At 61.9% G+C, this 21,093-nt stretch carries 16 protein-coding genes; 8 read left to right on the top strand and 8 right to left on the bottom strand.

Features of this window, described 5'->3' with window-relative positions; translation table 11 throughout:
• Positions 1-531: 531 nt before the first annotated feature.
• Complete coding sequence (locus tag AC3CBN_RS18995) at positions 532-1,455, bottom strand: LysR family transcriptional regulator (protein WP_488634547.1); 924 nt, start codon at positions 1,453-1,455, stop codon at positions 532-534.
• A gap of 143 nt (positions 1,456-1,598) precedes the next feature.
• Between AC3CBN_RS18995 and AC3CBN_RS19000 the strand changes: the two genes are divergently transcribed.
• Positions 1,599-2,153, top strand: a complete 555-nt coding sequence (locus AC3CBN_RS19000) for a lipocalin-like domain-containing protein (protein WP_488634548.1) — start codon at positions 1,599-1,601, stop codon at positions 2,151-2,153.
• 285 nt (positions 2,154-2,438) lie between these two features.
• On the opposite strand, the gene AC3CBN_RS19005 is transcribed toward AC3CBN_RS19000, so the two are convergent.
• On the bottom strand, positions 2,439-3,656 hold the full coding sequence (locus tag AC3CBN_RS19005) for a DUF418 domain-containing protein (RefSeq protein WP_488634549.1): 1,218 nt from the start codon (positions 3,654-3,656) through the stop codon (positions 2,439-2,441).
• A 227-nt stretch (positions 3,657-3,883) separates the two neighbouring features.
• Here AC3CBN_RS19005 and AC3CBN_RS19010 point away from each other — a divergent pair, with 227 nt between their 5' ends.
• Positions 3,884-4,201 carry an antibiotic biosynthesis monooxygenase family protein gene (locus AC3CBN_RS19010; RefSeq protein WP_488634550.1) on the top strand — a complete coding sequence of 106 codons (318 nt, stop codon included), beginning with the start codon at positions 3,884-3,886 and terminating at the stop codon, positions 4,199-4,201.
• 903 nt (positions 4,202-5,104) lie between these two features.
• Complete coding sequence (locus AC3CBN_RS19015) at positions 5,105-6,499, top strand: Hsp70 family protein (RefSeq protein WP_488634551.1); 1,395 nt, start codon at positions 5,105-5,107, stop codon at positions 6,497-6,499.
• 250 nt (positions 6,500-6,749) lie between these two features.
• Here AC3CBN_RS19015 and AC3CBN_RS19020 read toward each other — a convergent pair whose 3' ends face one another.
• The 6 genes from AC3CBN_RS19020 to AC3CBN_RS19045 all read right to left on the bottom strand — a co-directional run bounded on the left by AC3CBN_RS19020 (position 6,750) and on the right by AC3CBN_RS19045 (position 15,268).
• Entirely contained in the window at positions 6,750-7,460 is a 711-nt protein-coding gene (locus AC3CBN_RS19020; protein ID WP_488634552.1) for an rRNA pseudouridine synthase, read from the bottom strand.
• A gap of 222 nt (positions 7,461-7,682) precedes the next feature.
• Positions 7,683-8,795, bottom strand: coding sequence for a glycosyltransferase family 4 protein (locus AC3CBN_RS19025; RefSeq protein ID WP_488634553.1), 1,113 nt, complete (start codon positions 8,793-8,795; stop codon positions 7,683-7,685).
• Positions 8,792-9,499: a polysaccharide deacetylase family protein gene (locus AC3CBN_RS19030; protein WP_488636771.1), complete on the bottom strand. Its 708-nt coding sequence runs from the start codon at positions 9,497-9,499 to the stop codon at positions 8,792-8,794. Before AC3CBN_RS19030 ends, AC3CBN_RS19025 begins: the two co-directional genes overlap by 4 nt.
• Before the next feature lie 302 nt (positions 9,500-9,801).
• Complete coding sequence (locus AC3CBN_RS19035) at positions 9,802-13,272, bottom strand: methylmalonyl-CoA mutase family protein (protein WP_488634554.1); 3,471 nt, start codon at positions 13,270-13,272, stop codon at positions 9,802-9,804.
• Positions 13,273-13,715: 443 nt separating this feature from the next.
• Entirely contained in the window at positions 13,716-14,642 is a 927-nt protein-coding gene (locus tag AC3CBN_RS19040; RefSeq protein WP_488634555.1) for an alpha/beta hydrolase, read from the bottom strand.
• Complete coding sequence (locus AC3CBN_RS19045) at positions 14,639-15,268, bottom strand: TetR/AcrR family transcriptional regulator (RefSeq protein ID WP_488634556.1); 630 nt, start codon at positions 15,266-15,268, stop codon at positions 14,639-14,641. The genes AC3CBN_RS19040 and AC3CBN_RS19045 overlap by 4 nt, the downstream gene beginning before the upstream one ends.
• Positions 15,269-15,443: 175 nt before the next feature.
• On the opposite strand from AC3CBN_RS19045, the gene AC3CBN_RS19050 reads away from it, so the two are divergent.
• The 5 genes from AC3CBN_RS19050 to AC3CBN_RS19070 all read left to right on the top strand — a co-directional run bounded on the left by AC3CBN_RS19050 (position 15,444) and on the right by AC3CBN_RS19070 (position 21,050).
• A complete protein-coding gene (locus AC3CBN_RS19050; RefSeq protein WP_488634557.1) occupies positions 15,444-15,767 on the top strand; it encodes a YXWGXW repeat-containing protein in 324 nt (107 codons plus the stop codon).
• Positions 15,768-15,829: 62 nt separating this feature from the next.
• Positions 15,830-16,186, top strand: coding sequence for a YXWGXW repeat-containing protein (locus AC3CBN_RS19055; protein ID WP_488634558.1), 357 nt, complete (start codon positions 15,830-15,832; stop codon positions 16,184-16,186).
• A gap of 231 nt (positions 16,187-16,417) precedes the next feature.
• Positions 16,418-17,521, top strand: coding sequence for a Glu/Leu/Phe/Val dehydrogenase dimerization domain-containing protein (locus AC3CBN_RS19060; protein WP_488634559.1), 1,104 nt, complete (start codon positions 16,418-16,420; stop codon positions 17,519-17,521).
• A 124-nt stretch (positions 17,522-17,645) separates the two neighbouring features.
• Positions 17,646-19,805 carry a YccS family putative transporter gene (yccS, locus tag AC3CBN_RS19065; protein WP_488634560.1) on the top strand — a complete coding sequence of 720 codons (2,160 nt, stop codon included), beginning with the start codon at positions 17,646-17,648 and terminating at the stop codon, positions 19,803-19,805.
• A gap of 87 nt (positions 19,806-19,892) precedes the next feature.
• A complete protein-coding gene (locus tag AC3CBN_RS19070; RefSeq protein WP_488634561.1) occupies positions 19,893-21,050 on the top strand; it encodes an isovaleryl-CoA dehydrogenase in 1,158 nt (385 codons plus the stop codon).
• The last annotated feature ends 43 nt before the right edge of the window (positions 21,051-21,093 follow it).

Genomic DNA, 21,093 nt, shown 5'->3' on the forward strand with positions numbered 1-21,093 from the left:
CCCTGCCCCTGTTTTGGACCCTTGTTTTGCTGCTATGGATTAATGAGGGGCTGTAACGTCCGCGCGAGCATCGTCGGCGATCCAGTTCACTTCCACTCTCGAGATCCGGCAGTTGCCACTAAAGTCAGCTTCGGGTCGGAAGCGGACGTTAGTTCGCCTTGTCCGTAACCCGCTTCACCTCCACAAGCGTAATGCGATTGGAGAACGCTTCCGACGGATGATAGGAGACCCAGTACTCCTCGGCACCGTGGCCGCACTCTACGAACTACCGCTCCTGCCGGAGTCCGTTATTGCCAACAAGCCTTTGTCCGGTGCTTTAAGTTTCGCCGGACAGTTCGGCCCCAGGTTCGGCTGGATCTGCTCCATTCCTGCAGGAGTGAAATCATCGGCGCCGAAGGCCATTGCAGAGCCAACCAGGGCCATCAGCAAAAACGTCCCGACTGATTTCACACACCTCTTGTTGATCTCCTGATGGACGAAAGCAATGTTCGCTACGGGTGGACACCAAACAGTGCTCGCTCGCCAGCATGATCACTTCATCGCCGCAAACGCCATCGCTTGTTCCATATCGACAGGGAGTCGTTTGGTCATCTCCGCACTCAGGAAATCCACGAAGCGGCGGACGCGCGGAGGTTGGAAGACGTTGGGGTGGTACATGGCGTGGATGGGCGCTGGCGCGAACCACGCAGAGGGGTTGATGAGCTCAAGGCGACCTTCGCGCACGTCGGTTGCCACCGCCCAAAGTTGCCGGTAGGCGAAGCCATGGCCGAGCACGGCCCAGTGACGTATCACCTCGCTATCGGTGCATTCGTGGTATCGACGCACACGCACGACGTCTTCTCCGAGGCGCCACTCGTTTCGTGGACCGGCGTTGGTTGTAAGGACAAGCGTTGGCAGATCGGCAAGATCAGCAGGTTTTGCCGGTCTTCCGTGGGTCGCGATGCACGCGGGTGAAGCGCAGACGACGCGCCAACTATCGGCCACATGCCGCGCGACGAGGTCGCTGTTTTCCAATTGACCGACGCGGATGGCAACGTCGATGTCATCGGGCAGAAAGCGTGATAGCGAATCCGACAGCGTGAGGACGATGCGCACGTCGGGATAAAGCCTCATGAAACTGTCCAGGATAGGGACAAGCAGGTTGCGCCCGAAATCGGAAGGCGCGGAGACGCGCAGTGTCCCGCTTACGCTGTCGGTGCCGGCGCGAACCGCTTGCTCGGCATTTCGCATCGTCTCGATGGCGATCCGGCAGGATCCTATGTAGATGCGCCCTTCATCGGTCAAGCGCAACTGTCGCGTGGTGCGCTCGAAGAGTCGGGCGCCAAGCATGGCTTCCACCCTTTGGACGCAGGCGCTGGCAGCGGCCGGCGTGAGCCCGGCCCGCCGTCCGGCAGCCGACAGGCTGCTCAGGTCGGCCGCATCGACGAGGAGCTGCATGTCGCTGAGGCGGTTCATAAAGTTCCATCCCGGCTGCAGAAGGCGCTTGCCGAATCATCTTCAAATATTTTTTGAAGGTCAATGAAAATTGACCCCAATTATCAAAAAGAAGAATCGCGAGGATGATGCCAGATACCCACCCCACGACTACAGGTGTCCCCATGTCACGTGCCAAGTTCGTCCAGCTCGCTCCTTTCCTTGTGCTGATGGCTGCGGCGCCGATGCTCGCGATAGCCCAGGAGGCCCCCATGAAACAGGGCGATGCCGTCATGGGTCACATGCCAGTACCGAAGGAGTTGGTCGGCGCTTGGACACTTGTCCGCTGTGACAACGTCTATCCGGATGGGCATCACGTGGAACTCTATGGTCCGCAGCCTGAAGGCATGTGGATCATTGATGCGCAGGGCGACTACATGATGCAGATGGTTCGCACAAAGCGAATGCCGTTTGCCGCGAACGACAAATCCAAGGGCACGCCGGATGAGTATCGCGCCGCCTCGATGGACAGTAACGCTCACTTCGGCCACGTCACCGCCGATGCCAGCGTCCTGCACAGCCAGATCCTGCATGCGTCGTTCCCGAACTGGGACGGCAAGATCAGTAATACGAGTTACACGCTCAATGGCGACATGTTGACCTACAGCGTGGCGAAGCCCTCCAGCGGTGCCGCAGAAGGTGCACATGGTGAAGTCGTGTGGCGACGCGTTCACTCATGAGAAAGCTCTTTCCTGCACTTATGGCGACGCCGATTCCGCGACGATGCTGCAGGAAGGCCTCGTTGATCGGCATCTGAGTCCACCAAAGGTCCGTTGCCAACTCCACTGCCCCCGGCATGAGGCGCGCATTGCACTACTACCCGTCAACCAGAGCGGACACGCCTCCTCTATTTGGTAGTGCCATATCTTCCAGGCCGCGGCTTATCGCCACTTTTATTCATGGCTATCGCGCACAGCGCTGAATTGTGAGCCATGGGTTGGAAGCGGACCTTTTTTGATGATGCTTCATCGTCCGGCGCCGTTCGTTGTACCTATCCGCCAGGGTTGACGGGCGCCATACATGAGCGATCGCCATAACCACTCCATCGGTCCGAACCGAAACCGCTTGAGCCACCACTGGCTGATGCTCACTTGAGCAAGGTAAACGACGACGCACAGCAGCATCGCTTGCGATGGGCTCATGCGGCCGAAAAGACCCAGTCCGTATCCGAAGAAGATCCAGCTCAAGATTAGCGACTGAGTCAGGTAGTTGCTGAAGGCCATGCGACCGAGAGGGTCAACGACGCAAAGGATTCGGCTGGCTCGGGTGAACGTATAGAGCACGATGATGGCGGAGCCATAACCGATGGCGAGCACAACAGGGCCCAGTGTTATAAAAACTGAGATGACCGGAGCCCAGGAGTGCCAGGGTGAGGACTGGCCGGGTGGATCAAGCAGGTTCATGCCAAAACCAAGAATCAAACCCAGAATGGCGGCGCCCTGGAGCAAAGGACGATGATGCTCAGGTCGGCGTAGGAGACCCGTTCGCCATGCAAGCGTTCCAAGCAAGAACAGCGCAAGCGTTCGCGGGGCTACAAACAGGTGTAGCGGAATGAGGCTCGAGATCTCGCCGATGTTGTATCGGATGACCTGCGTCCAGGTTCCGTTCGCATAGACCGCGGTTGCCTCTTGCACATGTTGCTGGAGCCACGCTTCGCTCGGCCAAAAGAACGTATCGGGGAGCCAGAACGGAAGCGCCGCATAAGCCGCCAATGCCATCACTACGGCGACCGCAAGGACTCGGTTCGAAACATAGAGGAATGGTAAGGCCAACAGCCCCAGTAACGCGTACTCGGTAAGGATGTCGCCATTCCAAATGAAGCAGAGATGGATAAGGCCAAACCCGAGGAGCACGAGAAGCCGCCTGGCCAGCAATGAAAGGCGGCGTGGCTTGGTCGCAAGCCGTTCAAATTGAATCGCCAATCCCACACCGAACAGCAACGAGAACAGGGCAAACGCCTTCAATTCCACGCCGATGCTTACCATTGCCTCGACGGCATGATCTAACCACGATCCTTCAGCGGATGCCGGGAGAAACTGCTGGAACAGCGAAACGCGAAACTCGGTGATGAGATTGACCGCGAGCACGCCGAAGAGCGCAATGCCTCGCAGCACATCAATGCCGGCTATTCGTTGATCGGGGCGGACTGGGCGCGCCTCATCCTCTCGCATGTAATCGCTCACTCCGTCATGTCCGCTTTGGGTGGCGGATTCAACCGGTCGTTACAACACCCATAGACTGCGACAGCAGGAGGTGTGTTGCCAATGGCCACCGCAGCCGCGGAGCGCGGACCAAGGACGCCCGCTGCATCGCGCTTCTTTCATCCGGATCCGCGTGGGCGCGGTCCATACATCACATCAAGTAAGTTACGCCTGAGGAAGTGCCCCCTTGTATCCACCGAGGAAAGCTCATGATCTGTCGCATGTGGCATGGCCGCACATCTCGAGAGAACGCTGAAGCGTACGCGTCATTTCTCGAACGACGTGCGATTCCAGACTATCGCTCCGTTGAGGGGAACATCGATGTCTCAGTGCTGCGTCGAGACGATGGTGAGGTCACTCACTTCTTGACAGTGACGCACTGGGACTCGGAGCAGTCGATTCGTCGATTTGCCGGCGATGACATTCTGAAGGCGAAGTACTACCCCGAAGACACCGACTTTCTGCTCGAATTCGAGCCGAATGTTCAGCATTTCTACGTCGTTGCCAGCCGGTCGAAGGACGGCTGAAGCCCTTACCCTCAAAGCTCGATGGTGAAGTCATTGCGGGAGTCTTAGTGCGAATGACCGATTCGGATCGAAAGCGGACGTTCATGGTTTATAGCAACGGGCCCCTTATTAGCCTCATCTGAACTCTTTGTTGCGACCCCAAAGGTTCAACACACGATCATCCGCGAGGGACGCGAAGCACTACTTGCCTGTAGACGCCCACTACCTTCTCCCTATTGGCTTGGTTGCGCCAGAGGGAAAAATACGCAGGGATGGCTGTGAATCCGATCCACAGCAATAGCACTCCGTACCACTCGAGCAGCTGCGTTGCGGGTCTGCCCGCCCGATTAACGCGGGGGTCGGATGGCAGGTAGTACACCATGACTGGATCGCCAAGCCGCGATGGCCAGGACTCGGGCCGGAGTATCGCTTCGTACTCGCTGCTTGCACCAACAAAGCGCCTGCTACCGAGATCGAAGTCAAAGCGGAAATAGGCGCTTCGCCTGCCCTTGGGGGAAACCTGTTCGATATAGGTTCCCCAGGTCGATGTGCCACTCACTTGAAGTCGGTGCAATACGTAGATCTGCTGCGTGACGATGTAGCCGCAACCAACAAGGCCAAAACACATCCACACAAGCACTTGGCCGACGCCGGCTTTGCGCGGTGATCGCTCCATGGACCTCCCCCGTCTCCACGGAATAACTCCAGCATGCCCGTTTCCGCCACCAGCCCGCCAGTGAGTTCAACTTGATGTCGCGGCAGTGTGTTCGCGTCGGGTCGAAAGCGGACAGTCGCAGATTGCCCTCGAGTCGGGGGCCGCAAGGTCGCTAAGGGCAAAAGGAAGACGCTTCCGCCAACCGATTTCCCGCTAGACCGACTTACCAGTCATAATGTGCGGTTGCAACACAACGACCACACACCCCCATGCACATCGGCATCGACTTCGGCACCAGCTACTCCGCTGCCGCCGCCATCATCAACGGCCAACTGACTCTGGTGCGCTTCGGCGACGCCGAGCAGTTCCGCACGGCGGTGTATTTTCCCGAGCTGGTGCCGGACCCCAGCGACTTTGCGCTGACGCCCGAGTTGGAAGCACAGCTTGAAGCCCAGCTACGCCTTGCCCGTAACCAGCAGCGCCAGATGACTGCCGCTGCGGCGGCGCGTGGACAGGCGCCGGTGTCGCGCACCGAGCATGACTTGCGCCAGGAATCGTTGCGCGTGGTGCGCCGCCAGTGGATGGAAGAACAGACCCGCGAGACGGCCGCCTCGGTCGCCAGCTTTCAGCACGCCCTGTTTGGCGAGGAGGCAGTGGAGGGTTATCTCGACAGCGGTGGCGGCAACCTGATCGAGTCGCCCAAGTCGATGTTCGGTTATCGGCTGGACCCGCAGGTGCGCAAGGTGATCGTGCATATCGCCACGCACATTCTCGAACACATCCGCCTTACCGCCAGCCGGCAGTTTGGCGTGCCGGTGCGCGGTGCGGTGATCGGGCGGCCGGTGGAGTTTCGTAGCTCCATGGGTGCGGCGGGCTCGGAACAGGCCATCGAGATTCTGCGCGAGGCGGCCGCCGTGGCCGGCTTTGACGAAGTGAGCTTTCTGGAAGAACCCGCCGCCGCCGCGATGCATTACCACAAGAGCCTCGCGGACCGGCAGCACGCGCTTATCGTCGACATTGGCGGCGGCACCACCGACGTGACGCACGCGGAACTCGGCGGCAACCAGGCACCATTCATTGCGCGCAACTGGGGCCTGCCCAAGGGCGGCACCGATCTGGACGTGGGCGTGAGCCTGCACAGCTTCATGCCGCTGCTGGGCAAGGACATTGTGCGCGTGCCGCAGCATCAGTTTGTGGAAGCGGCCAGTGTGCACAACCTGCCCAAGCAGCGCGAGTTCCGCAAACAGAACTATCGTCTGGTGGCCGCGCCTTATGGCCCGCGCCTGCGCGCGTTGCAGGAACTGGGTGCCACCACGCGCCTCAATCAGGCGGCGGAGCGCACCAAGATCATGCTGAGCGCAGCGACGAACCACCGCGCCGAACTGCATTTCATCGAAGCCGGCCTGGACGTGGACGCCAGCCGCGATGACTTCGACACCGCCATCGAGCCCTTCCTCACGCAACTGGAACGCACGCTTGCGACGGTGCGCACCGACCTGCCTGCCCTGCCCGCCAGTTTGTTTCTCACTGGCGGTACGTCGCGCTCACCGCAGATCAAGGCGCGCGTGCAAGCGTGTTTCCCCGAGATTCCGCTGGTGCACGGCGATCCGTCGCTGGGTGTGGTGTCGGGTCTGGCGGTGGCGGCGAGTGAGGTTGTTGGGTGAGCCCGACCGTCACCCCGTGACGAAATGACGATTGGGAATGCAACAAAGTCTGTGCCCATCATCCAAGCGAAGACTGGACAGGGGCACAGCGCGCGGAACGTCCGTGGGAAGGTCGCGAAGCGAGTCATCCAATGCCGTTGCAAGGCAATGAAGACGCTGGATCCCTGCCTTCGCAGGGATGACGAGCTAGTGGGATGCCGGGCTAGTGGAATGACGGGCTAGTGGGATGACGAGCTAAACAGAGGGTTCCTTAGAACCGATCTGTACTGGCGAGATAGCGCCATTGCCCTGGCTGAAGCCGCGACATGGGAACGCGGCCGACGCGGATGCGCTTGACCGCCAACACCTTCAGCCCGACCGCGTGGCACATGCGCTCGACCATGGAGGGCGCAATGCGCTTCAACGCAAAGCGGAGATGGGTTTCGTTCTGCCAACTCACCTTGATGGGCGGCAGCGCGTAGTTGTTGAAACTAAGCCCATGGTTGAGCAGCGCGAGACCATTCGGCGCGAGCTTGCCGGCAACTTCGACGACCATCTCCTGCTCGATGCGGTCGCCGTTTTCTTCCAGGTGGCGCTTCACTCGCCAATCCTGCGTAAACACCTGCAGGCCGCTGGCGTTGTCAGGCAGCGGCAGCGGTGATTCCAAACGGGCGAAGTGGCGCTTCAACAGGCGCACGCCGGAGGCATCGTCCTCGGTGTGGCTCTCCATGGTGATCAAGGCGCGTGCCTGATCAACCGTGACGCCCGCCGGCTTGTGCAACACCAGCGTGGCAGGTTCGGGTGGAACAAGCTTGGCGTTGGGGTCGATCTCGATGTGTTGATCGAGCACCATGAACTGCGGCTCTTCCACCGTCTCGCCATCCACGCGCACCCAGCCGCCTTCGATATACATTTCCGCCTCGCGCCGCGAACACTGCGTCATGGCGGCAATACGTTTGGCGAGGCGGACGGGCTCGGTCATCAGAGGTGGCCAGGATGCGGAAGCCCCATTGTATCGCGTGCGGCAACACCCGAACGGAGTCCGCCCTGGCTACCGGATGACTCCGAAGGCACCGAACACGGCGCTGGTGTGCAGCCACAATGACGGACGACGACTTGTCCAGATCATCACTGTGGCGCCCCCTCACCCGACGCCATGTTCCGCAAGACGTACCTTCGGGCGTGCACTCGGGAAAAGGCAACGTTATGCAGGGGCGTGATGGTAGTTATGCAGAGCCACGTCGCCGTAGCGGAGAAGCGCCTCGAAATCCCGTGCGACAGCAGCATTGCTGAAGTGCTCGACCGTGTAGGCGCGCGCCGCAAGTCCCATATCCCTGCATTGCGCTTCATCACTCAGTGCGAGGATGCGATCGCGCCAGGCGGCAATGTTGCCCGGCTCGATCAGGTAGCCGGTGACGTTGTCCTGCATCGTCTCGGGAATACCGCCGATGTTGCTGCCGAGTACCGGCACACCACACGCCTCGGCCTCGATAGCGACGCGCCCGAAGGTTTCCGGCTCCACCGAAGGAAACGCCAGGAACGATAGCGCGCTGCAGTAGCGCGACGTATCACTTACCCACCCGGTGAAGTGGTGACGAGCAGACAGGCCGCTGGCGTGCGCCATCCGGCGCAACGCCCATTCCTCCGGCCCGTTACCTACCCAAAGCACATGCAGTCTTGGCTGCAAGGCCATGGCTTCATTTGCCGCCTTCATCAGCTGGGTCACGCCCTTGCCACCATGCATGCGCCCTGCGTAGCCCATGACGATAGCGTCATCATCGATGCCGAACTCGCGACGCACTTGCGCGCGACGTTGTGGATCCGGCTGGTACACGGCGGTGTCGACCGGGTTGTAGGAAATCCACACGCGATCGGCGGGCACACCGCAACGCAGATACGCATTGCGCGCATATTCGGATACGGCAATGAAGCGTTGCGCCAGGCGTGGCACACCGTACTCGGAGAGCGTATTCATTCGTGGATTACGGTGCCGGAACAGGGCCACCGGCGTCCCGGTGAGTCGACTGCAGGCGATGAGCGGCCAGTATTCCTTGCCGAAATTGCCAACCAGCCAGTCCGGGGAAAACTTGCTCACCCGACGAAGCACCGCCGCATAGCCACGCAAATCGAACACGTTGCGAAACGAGCTGTAGAACGCCGGAATGCCCGCGACCTCCATCCCTTCGCCAATAAGCCCGTGTCGCGACACGATGCCTTCCACGCGATGCCCTGCTTCGACCATCGCCTTGGCCAACGAAACGAAATGCGTTGCCGCGCCGGTGTTCTCCGGGTTGGTGCCAACAAAAAGCAACTTCATGCACGCTTGTCCTCGTAGCCACTCATCACCTTGGCCGCCACCTGGGGAAGCCAGTGGTGACGCGCAACCTGGATGCGCGGCAAGCGCAAGAGATCGGTGTTTGGTCCGGCTTCCGCGCGACCGCGGCCCGTCGTAGTGGCCGCCTCGTAGCCCGCTTCGCGTGCGACCTCGACCGCACGCCCGTCGTGGTCGCCATAGGGGTAGCAAAACTGGGTAACGGATACGCCAAGGCGATCCTCCAGTTCAGCTTTGCTGCCCTGTATCTCGTCGGTCTGCTGCTTGTCGGTGCACTGGCTCAGCCGCACGTGGGTTCGCGTATGCGCACCGACTTCCATGCCCGCTGCATGCCATGACTTAAGCTGCTCCACCGTCATCAACGGCTTGCGGACGCCAAGTTTTTCGTCGTCCCACTGGTTGTACTCGCCAATGCGCGAGCTCACCACGTAGCAGGTGGCAGTGAACCCGTAGCGCTGCAGCACGGGTACTGCCGATTCCAGGTTGTCGACGTAGCCGTCATCGAGCGTGATCACGGCGACGCGACCCTCGCGCTCGCCGCGCAGATAAGGCATGGCATCGGACATCGACATGCCGCGATAGCCCAACATCTTCAACAGGCCCATTTGCCGGGCAAACGATGCGGGCGACACGTAAAGGCTGCGATAGACCTGCACACCGCGCGGCACCTGCGCGATGTTGTGATACATCAGGATGGGTATTTTCACCGGACGTCCAAATGATTCATTAGACGTGTGCGCAATTACTCTTCATTCTGCCGCACACGATGTAACGCGCCACGAAAACTGCGTTTCGCGGCCTGCTTGCGATCTATTTCATTTGCGGACGGCATCGTGCACGCCAAAACTGTCGCTCACCTTCCAAGGTGACGACTTTCTTCGGCGTGGCCGGTGTATTCGTTTAAGAAGTGTTTGGTGATAAAGGGCGTTGCGCGAGAACTTGCTGTCGCCCTGCCCTCTCCTTGAAGCGGAGAGGGCACACAGCACATGGCTTACATGTTGCGGCGGTACTCGCCGCCCACGTCATAGAGCGCGTGACTGATCTGGCCGAGCGAGTTGTATTTCACGGCTTCCATCAACTGCTCGAAGACGTTCTTGCGATCACGCGCGGTGTTCTGCAAGATCTTGAGGCTTTCCGGTGCAAGGCCATTGCGTGCCTTGCCGAACGCCAGCACGTTGTCGATCTGCTGACTCTTCTCGCCTTCGGTCGAACGGATGAGTTCGATCTCGGTGGCGATTTCGCCGCCATGATCCTTGGGCAGGAAGGTGTTCACGCCGATCAGCGGCAGGCTGCCGTCGTGCTTCTTGTGCTCGTAGAACATCGACTCTTCCTGGATCTTGCCGCGCTGATACATGGTATCCATCGCGCCGAGCACGCCGCCGCGCTCGCTGATCGCCTCGAACTCCTTGTACACGGCCTCTTCGACGATGTCGGTGAGTGCATCGACGATGTAGCTGCCCTGCCATGGGTTCTCGTTGAAGTTGAGGCCAAGTTCCTTGTTGATGATCATCTGGATCGCCACAGCGCGGCGCACGCTTTCTTCCGTCGGCGTGGTGATCGCTTCGTCGTACGCATTCGTGTGCAGGCTGTTGCAGTTGTCAAACAGCGCGTACAGCGCCTGCAGTGTGGTGCGGATGTCGTTGAACTGGATTTCCTGCGCGTGCAGCGAACGACCCGATGTCTGGATGTGGTACTTCATCATCTGGCTGCGTGCGCTGGCGCCATAGCGCTCACGCATCGCACGTGCCCAGATGCGACGAGCCACGCGGCCGATCACGGTGTACTCCGGGTCCATGCCGTTGGAGAAGAAGAACGACAGGTTCGGCGCGAAGTCGTCGATGTTCATGCCGCGCGCGAGGTAGTACTCGACGATCGTGAACCCGTTGCTGAGCGTAAAAGCCAACTGGCTGATCGGGTTCGCGCCCGCTTCGGCGATGTGATAACCGGAGATGGACACCGAGTAGAAGTTGCGCACCTTGTGGTCGACGAAATACTGCTGGATGTCACCCATCATGCGCAGTGCAAACTCGGTGGAGAAGATGCAGGTGTTCTGCGCCTGGTCTTCCTTCAGGATGTCGGCCTGCACGGTACCGCGCACGTTCTGCAGGGTCTCTTCCTTGATGCGTGCGTAGGTCTCGGCATCCACCAGCTGATTGCCGGTGACGCCGAGCAGGCTCAGGCCCAGGCCTTCGTTGCCCTTGGGCAGTTCACCCGAATAGGTCGGACGCGGACCCTTGGCAAACATCTCCGCGATACGCTTCTCGGCTGCGGCCCAACGAGCGGGATCTGCCTTGAGGTACTTCTCAACGTTCTGGTCGATCGCGGTGTTCATGAACATCGCGAGGATGATCGGCGCGGGACCGTTGATGGTCATCGACACTGAGCTCGACGGCGCACTGAGGTCGAAGCCGGAGTACAGCTTCTTCATGTCGTCCAGCGAAGCGATGTTGACGCCGGAGTTGCCGATCTTGCCGTAGATGTCCGGACGCGGTGCCGGGTCTTCGCCATATAGCGTGACCGAGTCGAACGCGGTGGACAGGCGCGTCGCTGCGCCGCCCTGGCTCAGGTAGTGGAAGCGACGGTTGGTGCGCTCAGGTGTGCCTTCGCCCGCGAACATGCGGGTGGGGTCCTCGCCGGTGCGGCGGTACGGATACACGCCACCGGTATACGGATAATGACCGGGCAGGTTCTCGCGCAGCAGGAAGCGCAGCAGGTCACCCCAGTCCTTGGTCTTGGGCGGCGCGACCTTCGGGATCTTCTGATGGCTGAGCGATTCGCGGTAGTTCTCAACGCGGATCACCTTGTCGCGCACCTTGTACTCGTTGACCTCGTCGGTCACCGACTTGTAGCGCGCCGGCCACTCGTGCAGCAGGTGGATGGCGTGGTGGCTGAGTTCCTTGATCGCTTCGTTGTAGCGCTGGCGCAGCGTGAGCAGCGTACGGTCCGCGCCCTCCTCGTGCAGCGCGGCGGATTCGTAGCGGGCCAGCTCGCGCGGCAGCTGCGCATCACCCAGATCCTTCAACGACTCGTAGTAGTGCTGCGCCTTGCTGGCAAACTCGGCCTCGCGCTCGATCTCTTTGTTGATGCCACGGCCCTGCTCGGCGATCTCGGCGAGGTAACGCACGCGGCTGCCGGGAATCAGCACGGTAGCGCGCGGCTCCTTCAGCGTGGTATCGAGGTTGGGCGTCCACTTGTCGGCCGGCAGGCTGAGCTTGTCGCGCAGCAGGCGGCAGAGGTTGGAGAACATCCAGGTCACGCCCGGATCATTGAACTGGCTGGCGATGGTGGGGAACACCGGCACCTGCTCGTCAGTGAGCGAGAACGCGGTACGGTTGCGCTTCCACTGCTTACGCACGTCGCGCAGTGCGTCTTCGGCGCCGCGCTTGTCGAACTTGTTGAGCACCACCAGCTCAGCGAAATCGATCATATCGATCTTTTCCAGCTGGCTGGCCGCACCGTAGTCGCTGGTCATCACGTAGGTGGGGAAATCCACCAGATCGATGATTTCCGAATCGCTCTGGCCGATGCCGGCGGTCTCGACAATGACCAGGTCGTACGGCTGCGCCTTGAGGAAATCGATGCAGTCACGCAGTACCGCGTTGGTGGCGGCGTGTTGGCGACGCGTGGCCATGGAGCGCATGTACACGCGATGGCTTCGCAGAGAATTCATGCGGATGCGGTCGCCCAGCAACGCGCCGCCACTGCGGCGACGCGTGGGATCGACGGCTAGCACGGCAATGCGCATCTCAGGGAACGCATGCAAAAAGCGCAAGAGCAGTTCGTCGACCACGGAGGACTTGCCCGCACCGCCGGTACCGGTCACGCCAAGCACCGGCGTCTGCTTGCCGGCCATCTTCCACTGCTTGCGCAGATGGTCGAGCTCAGCTTCGGGCAGTTCGCTTTCTTCGATGGCCGAGAGCATGTGGCCAATGGAGATTTCGTCGTCGATATCCACGCGCGGCGTGACGGTGGTGGCCTCTTCTTCCTTCGCGCGCTTCACCGCCGCGGCACGCGTGCGATGCATCACGTCCTCGATCATCTCGGTGAGGCCGAGCTTCATGCCGTCGTTCGGGTGATAGATGCGCTCGACACCGTAGGTCTGCAGCTCGCGGATTTCTTCTGGCGTAATGGTGCCGCCACCACCGCCGAACACGCGGATGTGCGCGGCGCCGTGCTCCTTGAGCATGTCCACCATGTACTTGAAGTACTCGACGTGCCCGCCCTGGTAGGACGACAGCGCGATCGCATCGGCGTCTTCCTGCAGCGCGGCGCGCACCACGTCTTCTACCGAGCGGTTATGGCCGAGGTGGATCACCTCCGCGCCTTGCGACTGGATGATGCGACGCATGATGTTGATAGCCGCGTCGTGACCATCGAACAGGCTGGCGGCAGTGACGAAGCGCAGGGGGCGGGTTTCCGCCTGGGCGGCGCTGGCGGGAACGTGCTGGGCGGGGAAACTCATGGGGACTCCGAGACTGCGTATGCGTCGAATGTCCCGATTTTAATGGATGGTTGCGTTCGGAACATGTTGCGGCGCGGAGGAGGCTGATTTTCGGCGATTTCCGCATCATATTCGCGGCGACCGTGCGCGTCGGTATCGTGGCCGCACACATACCACCGCCCCGTCATTCCTGCGAACGCAGGAATCCAGCGTCTATTTGTGACGCCCCGGCGAGATGCAAAGGCACTGGATTCCTGCTTTCGCAGGAATGACGGTGAGGGCGTGGGGAAACCGCGAGCGGAGCAGAACGGAACGCTCCGCCCGCGGATCCGCTCAACTGTCCCCGAACGACAAATCCTGGATTCCTGCTTGATCAGCCCTGCGGCTGTTTAAGAGCTTCTCGCAGGAATGACGGTGAAGGCGTGGGGGAACCCGCGAGCGGAGCGCTCCGCCCGCCTATTCGCTCAACTGTCCCCAAACGGCAGATTGGGCGACGACACCACACGCTCGCCCACCACTTCGCCACGCAGGAAAGCGAGTGAAGCCTCGATCACTTCCGGCGCATCCAGCACACGGTGATGTCCCAGGCCCTGCGTGCTGAGCAGGCGTGCGCCGCACCAGTGGCGTGCATAGCGTTCGCCTTCGGACCAGGGCACGTCATGATCGTCCACGTCATGCACGATCAGTGCGGGCTGGCCGAGCGCGGGCAGATGACGATGTACTTGCAGGTCGTGGATGTTGACGCCGGACATCGCTTCGAGCCGATCGTGCAGGCGCCCGTTGAGATGCCTACCGAGATGCACGAAACGCGAGAAGCGACGCGTGGCGTCTACCGGATCGGCAGCGGGAGAGATCAGGATGAGTTTCTGCGCATGCCACGCTTCGCCCTGCGCCAGCGTGGCCGCGGTGCCACCCAGCGAATGCGCAATGGCCAGCGCCGCGTTGCCGAAATGCGCGCCAACCTCGCGCACGGTCTTCACGAAATCAGGCAAGGAGCAGTAGCGGCCGCCGCTCTTGCCGTGGCCGGGCTGATCAAACGCCACCACCGCGTAGCCCAGCGCACGCAGCGACGCGACCCAAGGCAGATAGCGCAGGCCAAAACTCGACCAGCCGTGTACCAGCAACGCGTAGGGTTGTGTCGTGGGATCACCCCATACATAAGTGGCGATGCGTTGACCGGCGATGTCCAGCTCCGCATAGGTCATGTCGTGATCGGGCCGGGCAAGCTGCGCACGCGTGCGGCTGCTGGAGAACGGCGTGACGAACAGCTGCGCTGCCTTGTTCACGGTACGCTCCGGCGCCAACCGGCTACCCACCGCAAAGGTGGCGCGTACCGCGCCCAGCTTGAGCGCATGAGTGCGGTGATGACGCTTGGCGGTCGTGGTGGTCATGGCACGGTCCTCCGGCCCAAATCCGGGCTATAGCTGGCAATCAAGCGCTCGAAGCCGGCCAGCGTGTGCCGGCGTGCTTCATCGAAACCGAACAGGGCCGCGTCGTGATGCAGGCCCAACATGAGTGCGTAGATCTCGAAAGCGAGCTGGCCGAAGTCGGTGTCCTGGTGCAGTTCGCCGTTTTCCACCGCGTGCCCAATGGCACGGCACATTTCCTGGCGCCAGCCCGATTGCTGTCGAGTCACGGTGTCGCGCAACGGACCTTCGCGGCCGTCGTACTCGCCGGCGGCGGTGAGCAGTACGCAACCGCTTTGGTATTCCTGCGCCCACGCCACCCAATTGACCACGATGGCGCGCACACGCGGCAGACCTCGCGGCAATTTCAGCGCGGGCCACTTCACGCGTTGCAGGAAGCGCAGCTGCCCCGCTTCCAACACCGCGAGCTGCAAATCTTCGCGCGAGCCGAAGTGGGCGAATACGCCGCTCTTGGACATGCCTACGTCTTGTGCAAGCGAGCCAATGGACAGGCCTTCCAAGCCATCTCGGCGGGCCAGCTCGTAAGCGTGGTCGAGGATGAGCTCGCGCGTGGCTGCGCGCTTGCCGGTGCTGGGGAAGGTCGTGTTCATGGCTTTAAAATAGCACGACCGTTCGTTCTTTTTACATCAAGAAAAACTGAACAGGCGCCCGCCATCGACCCTCACGAACCTGAACGAGGCGGAGAAACAGCGTCAACAGCCCGTGGAGTACTCCGTTTTCGGCCATGAGACCGCACGGTGCGGCCTTCACCAAGGGAGATCTCTAATGCTGAGCACTACTCGCAAACTCGCCCTGCTTGCCGTCATTGGCATGGCAAGCGCAGGTGCCGTCTATGCTCCGACCGCTGCGGCCGGCGTCTCGGTAGCGGTCGGCATCAATGTCGCCCCGCCGCCGCCGCGTTACGAGGTGCCGCCGCCGCCGCGCGCGGGTTACGTGTGGGCACCGGGTTACTGGCGCTGGGAAGGTCAACGCCACGTGTGGGTGGGCGGCTATTGGGTACGTGGCCGTCCGGGCTACGTCTATCACCGGGCTGGCTGGGCGCACGCGCGCGACGGCTGGCGCTTCCGTGATGGGTACTGGGGCCATTGAGCAGCCATAACCCCAGGCAGCCAGATCCAGCTTCCATTCCTTCTGCAAAGGCACCGGCCATCATGTCGATTCGTCTAGTCGTCCTTTCCGCTCTGACTCTGTTGGCCAGCGGTTGCGTGGTCGAGCAGCCTGCCCGTCGCCCCCACCCTGTAGTGGTGGAGCGCGAGCCGGTTGAGCAACGTGATTACGTCGAAGTCATCGCACCTCAGCCGCCGCCAGTGGAGCTGGTGGAGCAGGAACCGATGCCGCGCTCAGGCTATGTCTGGGCGCGCGGTTACTGGCACTGGAACGGTCGCAAATACGTAGCCATGCATGGGCACTGGGAACCCACACGCCCGGGCTACCACTATGTGCATCCGCACTACGAGCGTCGCAATGACGGCTGGCACCTCAACGTGGGTGTCTGGGTGGCCGGCTAGCCGCCGCGCTGACGTGGCACCCCGGAAAAACCCATACGCCACCGCTTTGATGCGCCGCGGCACCAGCCTCGGCCCGTGCCGTATTAGAATTGGGAACTCGATTCATCGCCCCAGCCTTGCTGGGGCGTTTGAGTTTCAGGCGTTTTCAGCCTTGGCGGGACCGCGCTGGACCGTTCCCGCCTCCATTCCGGCGTGCCATCCCCGGGCACTCAACTTGGAGTCACCGTTCCAATGATTTTCGAAACCATCGCCAACACGGGTCACGAAGAAGTCGTCTTCTGCCACAACAAAGACGCTGGCCTGAAGGCCATCATCGCGATCCACAACACGGTGCTGGGCCCCGCGCTCGGCGGCCTGCGCATGTGGCCGTACAAGAGCGAGCAAGACGCGGTGAACGACGTGCTGCGTCTGTCGCGCGGCATGACCTACAAGAACGCCGTTGCCGGCCTGAACCTGGGCGGCGGCAAGGCCGTGATCATCGGCGACCCGAGCAAGGACAAGTCCGAGGCGCTGTTCCGCGCGTTCGGCCGCTTCGTCAACTCGCTCAACGGTCGCTACATCACCGCCGAGGACGTCGGCATCGACGTCAACGACATGGAATACGTGTTCCGTGAAACCGAATACGTCACCGGCGTGCATCAGGTGCACGGCGGCTCGGGCGACCCGTCGCCGTTCACCGCATTCGGCACGCTGCAGGGCCTGATGGCCGCGCTGCAGTTCAAGAACGGCAACGAAGACGTGGGCAAGTACAGCTACGCCGTGCAGGGCTGCGGCCACGTGGGCAGCGAGTTCATCAAGCTGCTGCGCGAACAGGGCGCCAAGGTGTTCGTCACCGACATCAACAAGGATGCCGTGCAGCGCTGCGTCGATGAGCTGGGCTGCGAAGCCGTGGGCCTCGACGAGATCTACGACGTCGACGCCGACGTGTACTCGCCGTGCGCGCTGGGCGGCACGCTCAATGAGCAGACCATCGACCGCATCAAGGCCAAGATCATCTGCGGTGCAGCCAACAACCAGCTGGCCACCGACGCCATCGGCGACGAGTTGACCCGCCGTGGCGTGCTCTACGCACCGGACTATGCAGTCAATGCCGGCGGCGTGATGAACGTGTCGCTGGAAATCGACGGCTACAACCGCGAGCGTGCGATGCGCATGATGCGCACCATCTACTACAACCTGGGTCGCATCTTCGAGATCTCCAAGAACGAAGGCGTGCCGACCTACAAGGCCGCTGACCGCCTGGCCGAGGAGCGCATCACCTCCATCGGCAAGATCAAGCTGCCGACCATGGGCGACCACGGTCCGCGCTTCGCTGGTCGCATGCGCGGCCAGTAAGCGGCAAAAGCGTTACCTACCTGAAGAACGCCGGCCTTGCGCCGGCGTTTTTTTGCGCCAGGCACCGGACTGAGCTACCGACGGCTGGGCATGGTGCATTGCATCATCGTATGCTGCCGTCGTGATGCTCTCGCCTGCCCTCACTCTTCGCTGGCGCCGCCTGCGCGGCTCCGACCGCTTTGCCGAATGCCTGCGCGTGCTGCTCGCCCTGGGCGGTGCAGTCGCCTGGTGTTTCAGCAGCGGACGCATCGATGCCGTGGTGTCCGTACTGCTTGGCGTGATCGCCTGTGCACTGGCGGAGACAGAAGATCACTGGCGCAACCGCTTGGGTACCTTGCTGGTGACGCTGGCCTGCTTCACCGTGTCGTCGTTCGCCGTGCAGTGGTTATTTCCGTATCCGTTGCTGTTTGCGATCGGTCTACCGCTGTCCACCTTTGTGCTGGTGATGCTGGGTGCGATCAGCGAGCGCTACGCCACCGTGGCGGGTGCCACGCTGCTGCTGGCGGTCTACACCATGATCGGCGCCGACACGGCAGACGGCACGGCGATACATCCCTGGCACCAGCCTTTGCTGCTGTTGGCCGGCTCCGCGTGGTATGGCGTGCTGTCGTTACTGTGGAGCGTGCTGGCGCCGCAGCAGGCCGTACGACATTCGCTGGCCCGATTGTTCGAAGCACTCGCCGATGTACTGGACAGCAAGGCGGCGTTGTTTACACCAGTGCATGGCGTGGACCGTGAAGCGTTGCAGCTGTCACTGGCGAGTCGAAACGGGCGCGTGGTGGAAGCGCTCAACGACACCCGCCTGGTGCTCATCGACCGCATCGGCGCACGACGCCCGCGCGGCGCCACCGCCGCGCGGCTACGGCTTTACTTCACGGCGCAGGACATCCACGAGCGCATCAGCTCGGCACACTATCCGTACGATGCATTGGCCGAGGCGCTGTTTCACAGCGATGTGCTGTTTCGCTGCGAACACTTGCTGCGCCAGGAGGCCCGCGTTTGCCGTCTACGCGCGGATGCGCTGCGCCTGCGCAGCCGGGTACCGACAGATCCAGGAACCCGCGTTGCGGTGAATGATCTGCACAGCGCCCTTGCCGCACTACGCGAGCAGTCGCATCCGCCCGTCGATCATCTCTTGCGCTCGCTCAACGCATTGGTTAGCAACCTCTCTGCGATCCAACAGCAGCTCGAAGGTGGCCAGCCGATCGGCCTGCCAACCACTGATGGGGAAAGCGCGCTGCAGAACCCCGGCCCCCAGTCGCTGGGCGGAGCGTGGGAGCGCATTCGCCTGCAGCTGACGCCGCGTTCGTTCCGCTTTCGCCATGCGGTGCGGCTCGCCATGGCCTTGCTGGTGGGATACGGCGTGCTGCATCTGATGCATCCGCGCCATGGCTACTGGATCCTGCTGACCACGCTGCTGGTATGCCAGCCCAGCTACGGCGCCACGCAGCGGCGGCTCCTGCAGCGTGTGGCCGGCACAATCGCGGGCCTGATTTTGGGTTGGGCCACGTTGCGATTGGTGCCCTTCGGGCCGTGGCAGATGTCGCTGATCGTTGCCTCCGGCGTGACGTTCTTCGCCGCGCGTCTGCGACGCTATTCCACCGCCACCGCTGCCATCACACTGTTCGTAGTGTTGTGCTTCAATCAGGTCGGCAGCGGTTATGCGGTGATGTGGCCGCGCCTGCTCGATACGCTAATCGGCGCCGCTATCGCCGCGCTGGCGATGCGTCTGATCCTGCCCGACTGGCAGGGGCGACGATTCGATGACGTGCTGGCCGACACCATGCGCGGCGATGCGCGTTACCTGGCACGGATCATCGCGCAGTACGCCAGCGGCCGCCGCGACGATCTCGATTACCGCGTTGCCCGTCGCGACGCGCACAACGCCAACGCCACGCTGAGCAGCGTGCTGGCGAACATGTTGCGCGAGCCGGGACAGCATCACCGGGGTAGCGAAATGCTGTTGCACTTCCTGGCCGCGGCGCACACGTTGCTGGGGCAGCTCTCTGCGCTGGGAGTGCATCGACAAACCATCACTTCCGCTCCCGCACGCGACGCCATTGCACAGGCGGGTGCGCGTACCGTCGTTGCGCTTGAGTGGCTCGCCGACGCGCTGGCCAACGGGCTGAACGCCATCCCCATGGCCGACGACGCCACCTTCGCCAGCACCCTCACCCTGTGTGACAGCGATGAAACAGCTCGCCTGGTGCTGGGCCAGCTCACTCAGGTGCTGACACAGCGCGATCGCCTCGCGGAGCTGACCAACGCGCTGCACACCGATTGATCAGGCAGCCGGTTGTGCGACGCGCAACGGATTGTTACGGGCGGCGCGTTACCATTTCCATGTTGCGTTTTTCCGGAGTTTCAAGGCATGCGTCCGTTTTTGTTGGGTGAAGATCTCGATCTGCTGCGCGAGAGCGTGCACGCATTCGCGGAGAAGGAAATCGCGCCGCGCGCGGACCACATCGACCGCGAAAACCTGTTTCCTGCCGATCTGTGGCGCAAATTCGGCGACATGGGCCTGCTCGGCATCACCATTCCGGAGGAGTACGGCGGCACCGGCTTGGGCTTTCTCGCGCACCTCGTGGCAATGGAGGAGATCTCGCGCGCTTCCGGCTCGGTAGGCCTTTCGTACGGCGCGCACTCCAACCTGTGCGTGCAGAACATTTTCCACAACGGCAACGAAGCACAGCGTCGCAAGTACATTCCGAAACTGTGCTCCGGTGAGTATGTGGGTGCACTGGCGATGAGCGAACCCGGCGCCGGCTCCGACGTGGTCGGTTCGATGAGCTGCAAGGCGGAGAAAAAAGGCGACGTGTGGGTCGCCAACGGCTCCAAGATGTGGATCACCAATGGCCCTGACGCCGACGTGCTGCTGGTTTACATGCGTACCGCGCCGCGTCCGGCGGGCAGCCGCTGCATGACCGCCTTCATCATCGAGAAGGGCATGAAGGGTTTCAGCACCGCGCAGAAGCTGGACAAGCTCGGCATGCGCGGCTCCAACACCTGCGAGCTGGTGTTCGAGGATTGCGAGATCCCCGCCGAGAACATCGTGGGCGAAGTGAACGAGGGCGTGCGCGTACTGATGAGCGGCCTGGACACCGAGCGCCTTGTGCTCTCGGGCGGCCCGATCGGCCTGATGCAGGCGGCCATGGATATCACGCTGCCCTACGTGCGAGAGCGCAAGCAGTTCAACGCACCGATCGGCACGTTCGGACTGATGCAGGGCAAGGTGGCGGACATGTATACCGCGCTGCAGTCGTCGCGCGGTTTTGCGTACATGGTCGCCCGGCAGTTCGACAGCAACGTGAAGTCGCGCATCGATCCTGCAGCGTGCTTGCTCAATGCATCACAGAACGCGGTGAAGGTGACGTTGGAGGCCATCCAGGCGCTGGGCGGCAACGGCTATATCAACGAATTTCCTGCCGGGCGCTTGCTGCGCGATGCCAAGCTTTACGAAATTGGCGCGGGTACCAACGAGATTCGCCGCATGTTGATCGGGCGAGAGTTGTTCCACGGCAAGGCCTGATCGCCTCCTCTCCCCTATGGGGAGAGGACTGAGGTGAGGGGCG

This window comes from Dyella sp. OK584, assembly GCF_057787755.1.